Origin of the sequence: Mesorhizobium sp. M7A.F.Ca.CA.004.06.1.1, from assembly GCF_003999135.1 — a bacterium.
Taxonomy (GTDB): domain Bacteria; phylum Pseudomonadota; class Alphaproteobacteria; order Rhizobiales; family Rhizobiaceae; genus Mesorhizobium.
The window spans coordinates 1-6,293 of the sequence record NZ_RZPQ01000318.1; the positions used below are offsets into that span (position 1 = coordinate 1).

Genomic DNA, 6,293 nt, shown 5'->3' on the forward strand with positions numbered 1-6,293 from the left:
GCTCGGACACGATGCAGCGGCCGCCGCCCTTGCGCAAGACGGAGGTGTAGAGCGTCGGCGCGTGGGCGTCGGTGGCATAGCGCACCGCATGCAGCGCCTGTCCATCCGAGAAGGCGGCGGTGAGCTTCAGCGCTGGTTCGAGGCCGGCGCGGCGCGAGGCTTCGAGCACGCGGCTAGTGGCGCGGGACACCGCGCCTTGCGGATCGCCGGCCAACCCTTCGTCGATCATCAGCAGGAAAAAGAGTTCGGAATCGGTGGTGCCTTCGCGCTGGTCGAAGACGGCGTCTGACAGCGAATTCTCCAGCGCGCGGCGGATCTTCTCGAAGCCGCCGATCTGGCCGTTGTGCATGAACGACCAGGCGCCGGAGATGAACGGATGGCAATTCATGCGGCTGGTGGCGCCGCCGGTGGACGCCCGTACATGGGCGAGGAACAGGCCGGATTTGATCTGCCGGCACAGGCTTTTCAGATTGGGATCGGACCAGGCCGGCAGGATATCGCGATAGAGACCCGGCTCCGGGCGGTCGCCATACCAGGCAAGGCCGAAGCCGTCGCCATTGGTCGGCGATTTCGCTTCCTGGGCGCAATGGCTCTGGGCGATCAGCGAGTGACAGGGCGCCGTGAGGATGTCTTCGAGAAAGACCGCTTCACCGAGATAGGCCGCCCACCGGCACATCGCTTCTGTCGTCCTCTAGGCGCGATCCATAAGAGCCGCAGGCTCCTTGATCGCGTGTGTGCCTCTGTTGTGCGTCCGCTCATAAAGCTCGCGAACGATTCGGCTGGCGGTAGTTTCAAACAGAAACGGCAAGAAAGCGTGAACGAGCGCGGCGCCCGCCGCCATCAACAGGCGCGACGAAAACCAGGCGGCAAAACCCATGTGGCTGAAATAGGTTTCGCCGACCTTGGCCGGATGAGAGGTGAAAATCTTGGCGACCGACATGCTGGTTCCCCTTCAGCGCTTCAAGTTCCTGATATGAGTATCCTGACACGCTTCGCCGGTTCATCGGTCTCAAAATGTCCTTGTATTTCGGTGATCCTTGGGACAAAAATCCCACATGACGCTGGAAATTGACGAAATCGACCGGAAATTGCTCACTGAGCTGCAACGCGACGGCACGCTGTCGGTCGACCAGCTGTCGGAACGGGTGGCGCTGTCGCGCAATGCCTGCTGGCGCCGAGTGAGGCGGCTGGAAGAGGCTGGTGTCATCACCGGCAGGGTGGCACTGGTCGATGCCGAAAAGCTCGGGCTTGGCCTTTCCGTCTTCATCCTGATCCGCACGTCCAACCACGATCCGGAGTGGCTGCAGAAGTTCCGGGCGGCGGTGACCGGCTTTCCCGAGATCACCGGCGTCTACCGCATGTCCGGCGACCTCGATTATGTCTTGCGCGCCCGCGTCGCCGACGTGAAGGCCTATGACCGGCTCTACCAGCGGCTGATCGCCAAGGTGGCTCTGTCGGATGTGTCCGCTTCCTTCGTGATGGAGGAAATCAAGGAAACGACCGTCGTTCCGATGGAACTGCGGTAGTAGCGCTACGTTCGCGTTTGGCCGAAGCCTCCCCAACTTCGTCATACCAGGGCGGAGCAGCCGCGAAGCGGCGTCGCGGAGACCCTGGTATCCATGCCGTGACCTACCCAAGAGTGCAACGGCGCAGAACTCTGCACCGTCGTGACCCGTTGGAGTCGCGGCATGGATCCTCGGGTCTGCGCCGCGTCGCTACGCTCCTTGCTCGCCCGTGGATGACGAAGCATGGACGTTTTCGCCAATCACCAAGCATGCAATCCTTCAGCGCAACAAATCCATCAAAACTCCTGTGCCCGAAACCAGGTCACAGTGCCGCCCAAAAGAAAGCCGTTGATAGAATTACAGTCGAGTTGACCGAATCGCCGTTCGCGCCGATAGGATCGATTTTATGCGCGCAGCCCTTCAAACTCCCTCCGTCATCGGTCCGACCGTCGGCTTCGTCAGGTTGCCGCATGCTGAAGGACTTCCCCTTCCCGCCTATGAAAGCACTGGTGCCGCCGGCATGGATCTGCGCGCCGCGGTGCCGGACGACCGGCCGCTGCTGATCCTTCCGGGAAAGCGCGCTCTGGTGCCGACCGGGCTGATCCTGGAAATTCCGGAAGGCATGGAGGGCCAGGTGCGGCCGCGCTCCGGACTTGCTTTCAAGCACGGCCTGACCGTCCTCAACACGCCCGGCACCATCGACAGCGATTATCGCGGCGAGGTGAAGGTGCTGCTGATCAATCTCGGCGACGAGGACTTTGCCGTGACGCGCGGCATGCGCATCGCCCAGATCATCTTCGCTGCGGTGGCCCAGGCGACCGTGGAAGAGCGCAGTCTGGCCGGTGGTACGGCGCGTGGCGCGGGCGGGTTCGGATCGACCGGCACCGCCTGATGTCTGAACTGCCTAAGCTTGTCATCTTCGACTGCGACGGGATTCTGGTCGATACAGAGAATTTGGCCAATCGGCGTCTCGCCGAATGGCTGACCGCTGCCGGCTATCCGACAAGCTTCGAATATTGCCGCAAGAATTTCTCCGGCCGCAGCATGGCGTCGGTGCAGAAAGAGATCGAAGAAGAGACCAGCGTCAGGCTCGGCGCCGGTTTCGTCGATCGCTGGAACGCCGGCCTGCCGGACCTGTTTGCCCACGGCGTCGAAGCGATCCCCTACGTCCGCGAGTTCGTCGAAGCCGTGCGTTCAGCCGGTATCGCCTATTGCGTCGCCACCTCGGCCCGGGTGTCGAAGATGCACATCACGCTTGGCCAGACCGGGCTGCTGCCGCTGTTCGAACACGCGATGTTTTCCTCGACCATGGTCAGCCGTGGCAAGCCGTTCCCGGACCTGTTCCTGCATGCGGCCAAGACCATGGGCTTCGCGCCTGCCGACTGCATCGTCATCGAGGACAGCGTCGCCGGCACGCAGGCCGGGATCGCCGCCGGCATGCGGGTGTTTTCCTACCATGCCGATCCCTATTCCGACCGCGCCGGCCTGATCCAGGCCGGCGGCATCCTGTTCGACGACATGCGCGAGCTGGCCGGGCTGGTGCCGATCCACTGACCTGATCTTCAGCCTGCAGCTGTACGCCTCGATTGTCCGTGCTAGCTTGGCACCGCCAACTCGAGGCCACGCATGAACCCCAGCCTGCTCCGCCTCATCCTCGCCTTGATGCTGGCGCCGTTTCTATGGACCGCGGCCGGCGCGCAAGCCATCAGCTTTCCGGAGCTCGGCAGCGCTCTGCCCGGCCGCACGGATGTCACCTATCTCGACCTCGCGAGGATGGTCATTCCGGATCTCGCTGCGGACAAGGACGGCTTCTATAGGGGTGGGTTGCCGATCGAGATGCGTCATATCGAGGGACCGGACGGCGGCGGTTCGCCGCCCGAGACTTCGGGCTTTTCCAATGCCGCGGTGCTCGCCATCAAGGCCGGCGGCAAGGATCGGCTGACCATGCTGTTCGACCTTGGCGATTCTCCCGACAGCGCCGAAGGCTATGCTGTGCTGGCGCTCTACGACATCACGGCCAAGCCGAAGCTGCTCGACGCCGTCAATGTCGCGCTCGACCGCGGCACCTATTTCCGCGAACCGGGCAAGCTTTCCGTCGGCGCCAACGATGACGTCCTCATCACCATGAGCGCGCATTTCAATTCGAGCCAGAACTATGTGATCACGCCGCTGATCATGATCCGCGACGACAAGTTCGAACCGATCGACATGATCTATACGTTCGATGAAAACCTGTGCGCCTACAGCCGCAAGCAGGATGTAGCTTTTCAGGGCATTGCCGATGGTCAGCCTTATGCCGCCATCAAGGTGACCGTGACCGACTCTACTGTGCTGAACGGCGAAAGCTGCGACGACACTCCGCCCAGACCAGAGTCCCACGAGATCTCCGTCACCTATCACTGGGACAAGAAGACATCGCGCTACACCAAGGATTCCGACGCGCTGGACAAATTGGCAGGAGAGAACGCCAATCGCTTCTGAACCAACCGCATTCGTTTGCCCGGTCAAATCGGGCAGGATAAAATCCGCTTAGCCACACCGCACATGATGGGGGAACTACCATGGACAAGGGCAAGATCTTTCGCGACCTGCATGCCTCGACCTTCGTCATGCCCAATCCCTGGGATATTGGCACGACGAAGCTGCTGGCCTCGTTCGGTTTCACGGCGCTGGCGACGACCAGCGCCGGCTTTGCTTTTTCACGCGGCCTGCCGGATGGCGCCGTGACCTTCGACCAGATGATCCACCATTGCCGCGAGGTGACGGCGGCGACCAGCCTGCCTGTCTCCGCCGACCTCGAGAAAGGCAAGGGCGACAGCGCCGAGCAGGCCGCCGAAACCATCTTCGCGGCGGAAGCGGCCGGTCTTGCCGGCTGCTCGATCGAGGACCACACCGGCGATCCGGACAAGCCGATCTATGATTTCGCGCACGCCGTCGAGCGCGTTGCGGCGGCGGCGGAGGCGGCGCGAGCGCTGAAGCGCGATTTCGTCTTCACGGCGCGGGCTGAGAATTTCCTGTGGGGCAAGTCCGACCTCGACGACACCATCAAGCGGCTGCAGGCGTTCGAGAAGGCCGGCGCCGACGTGCTCTATGCGCCCGGTATCGGCGACGTCGAGATGATCCGCACGCTCTGCTCGGCGGTCAGCAAGCCGGTCAATGTCATGGCAAAGCCTGGCTTCACCATCGCCGACCTCGCCATGGCCGGCGTCAAGCGCATCTCGCTCGGGCCGTGGCTGACCAATTTCGCCTATGGCATGCTGGAAACGGCGGCGCGCGAGATCCAGCAGGACGGCACCTTCGGCTTCACCCGCGCCGCCATGCCGTTCGGCAAATTGCAAGCCCTCTTCGGCAAGTCTTCAGCTTGAACGGGGCCCATCGCATGACGCTTACCGTCGTCGATATGCATACCGGCGGCGAGCCGCTCAGGATCGTCACCGGCGGCTATCCCAGTGTCCCCAAGGGCACGATCCTGGAAAAGCGCGCCTATGTGCGCGACCATCTCGATCATCTCAGGAAGATCCTGATGTTCGAGCCGCGCGGCCATTACGACATGTATGGCGCCTTGCTGGTCGAACCCGACCTGCCCGGCGCCGACCTCGCCGTGCTGTTCATGCACAATGAGGGCTATTCGACGATGTGCGGCCACGCCATCGTCGCGCTCGGCCGCTACGCCGTAGATGAAGGATTGGTGGCGAAACAGGAACCAATCACGACAGTCAATATCGAGGCGCCGTGTGGGCTGGTCGTCGCCTCGGTCGAGGTCAGGGACGGCAAGGCCGGTGCGGTGTCGTTCGAAAGCGTGCCGGCGTTCCTGTTCGCCGGCGGGCAGACGATAGAGCTGGCGGGCCACGGCACGATCGGCTTCGACGTCGCCTATGGCGGCGCTTTCTACGCGCTGGCCGATTGTCACCAATTCGGGCTCGAATTCGCCAAAAGCCGGGTGCGCGATTTCGTCGATGCGGCAACGGCGCTGACGGACAGGCTCAAGGCCGAATTTCCGCTGTCGCATCCCGACCATGCCGACCTTGCCTTCCTCTACGGCACCATCCTGACCGATGGCCGCGATGCTTTTTCCGATGAGGTGACCAAGAACATCTGCGTCTTCGCCGAGGCGGAGGTCGACCGCTCGCCGACCGGTTCCGGCGTCACCGCGAGGCTGGCAGCCATGCATGCCAAGGGCGAGATCGCGATCGGACAGACGCGCACATTCGAAAGCATTGCCGGCTCGCGTTTTTCGGGAGCCGTGGTGCGGACTGCGAAGGCTGGCCCGCACGGGGCGATCATCGCCCGCGTCGGCGGCCGCGCCTATTATAGTGGCAGGACGGAGTTTATCGTCGAAGCGGACGACGAGCTCGGACGCGGATTCCTGTTGCGCTGAAGAAAATGCTCAGCGGCGCGAGGAGCGAGCCACTTCCCGCACCGAGATCGCCTTGTGCAGATGCACCATCACGGCGGCGGCGAAGAGCGGCGTCAGCAGGTTGAGCAACGGCACGGCGAGGAAAGCCGCGATGAGCAGCCCGGCGAGAAACACCGTGCCGGCATAGTGCCTGCGCAAGGCCCTGGCCTCTTCTTCCCCGCGAAAGCGCATGGCAGCGAATTCGAAGAACTCGCGCCCGAGCAGATAGCCGTTGACGATAAAGAAGGCGGCTATGTTGACGCCCGGCACCAGCAGAAGCAGCAGGGCGACGATGTTGCCGAGAATGACGACGCCGAGGAATCGCGCCGACAGCACCAGCGAGCGCAGCGCCGGCATGACGCGACCGGTCGGATCGCCGGGATAGTCGGTGC

General features: G+C 63.1%; 9 protein-coding genes. 6 read left to right on the forward strand and 3 right to left on the reverse strand.

All coding sequences use genetic code 11. The features are described 5' to 3' along the window. The coding region (locus EN906_RS19010) for a class II glutamine amidotransferase (RefSeq protein ID WP_164777237.1) at positions 1-676 on the reverse strand (676 nt) is incomplete at its 3' end. 15 nt (positions 677-691) lie between these two features. Further along, positions 692-940: a DUF6356 family protein gene (locus EN906_RS19015; protein ID WP_127266626.1), complete on the reverse strand. Its 249-nt coding sequence runs from the start codon at positions 938-940 to the stop codon at positions 692-694. 115 nt (positions 941-1,055) lie between these two features. Between EN906_RS19015 and EN906_RS19020 the strand changes: the two genes are divergently transcribed. From EN906_RS19020 to EN906_RS19045, 6 genes are all read left to right on the forward strand, one after another. Next, complete coding sequence (locus EN906_RS19020; protein WP_127266627.1) at positions 1,056-1,526, forward strand: Lrp/AsnC family transcriptional regulator; 471 nt, start codon at positions 1,056-1,058, stop codon at positions 1,524-1,526. A gap of 385 nt (positions 1,527-1,911) precedes the next feature. Beyond that, positions 1,912-2,397 carry a dUTP diphosphatase gene (gene dut, locus EN906_RS19025; protein WP_127266628.1) on the forward strand — a complete coding sequence of 162 codons (486 nt, stop codon included), beginning with the start codon at positions 1,912-1,914 and terminating at the stop codon, positions 2,395-2,397. After that, the gene (locus EN906_RS19030) at positions 2,397-3,059 is read left to right on the forward strand and encodes an HAD family phosphatase (RefSeq protein WP_127266629.1); all 663 of its coding nucleotides are present in this window, start codon (positions 2,397-2,399) and stop codon (positions 3,057-3,059) included. Before dut ends, EN906_RS19030 begins: the two co-directional genes overlap by 1 nt. A gap of 72 nt (positions 3,060-3,131) precedes the next feature. Continuing rightward, positions 3,132-3,986, forward strand: a complete 855-nt coding sequence (locus EN906_RS19035) for a hypothetical protein (protein WP_127266630.1) — start codon at positions 3,132-3,134, stop codon at positions 3,984-3,986. A gap of 80 nt (positions 3,987-4,066) precedes the next feature. Next, on the forward strand, positions 4,067-4,870 hold the full coding sequence (locus tag EN906_RS19040) for an oxaloacetate decarboxylase (RefSeq protein ID WP_127266631.1): 804 nt from the start codon (positions 4,067-4,069) through the stop codon (positions 4,868-4,870). A gap of 14 nt (positions 4,871-4,884) precedes the next feature. Next, a complete protein-coding gene (locus EN906_RS19045) occupies positions 4,885-5,883 on the forward strand; it encodes a proline racemase family protein (protein ID WP_127266632.1) in 999 nt (332 codons plus the stop codon). Between the two features lie 9 nt (positions 5,884-5,892). Here EN906_RS19045 and EN906_RS19050 read toward each other — a convergent pair. After that, positions 5,893-6,293 (reverse strand): sulfate transporter family protein (locus EN906_RS19050; RefSeq protein WP_127375302.1); only part of this gene is annotated, 401 nt, incomplete at its 5' end.

Coding starts and splice junctions, on each gene's coding strand:
- EN906_RS19015 (WP_127266626.1), bottom strand. CDS start 940: ATGTCGGTCGCCAAGATTTTCACCTCTCATCCGGCCAAGGTCGGCGAA.
- EN906_RS19020 (WP_127266627.1), top strand. CDS start 1,056: ATGACGCTGGAAATTGACGAAATCGACCGGAAATTGCTCACTGAGCTG.
- dut (WP_127266628.1), top strand. CDS start 1,912: ATGCGCGCAGCCCTTCAAACTCCCTCCGTCATCGGTCCGACCGTCGGC.
- EN906_RS19030 (WP_127266629.1), top strand. CDS start 2,397: ATGTCTGAACTGCCTAAGCTTGTCATCTTCGACTGCGACGGGATTCTG.
- EN906_RS19035 (WP_127266630.1), top strand. CDS start 3,132: ATGAACCCCAGCCTGCTCCGCCTCATCCTCGCCTTGATGCTGGCGCCG.
- EN906_RS19040 (WP_127266631.1), top strand. CDS start 4,067: ATGGACAAGGGCAAGATCTTTCGCGACCTGCATGCCTCGACCTTCGTC.
- EN906_RS19045 (WP_127266632.1), top strand. CDS start 4,885: ATGACGCTTACCGTCGTCGATATGCATACCGGCGGCGAGCCGCTCAGG.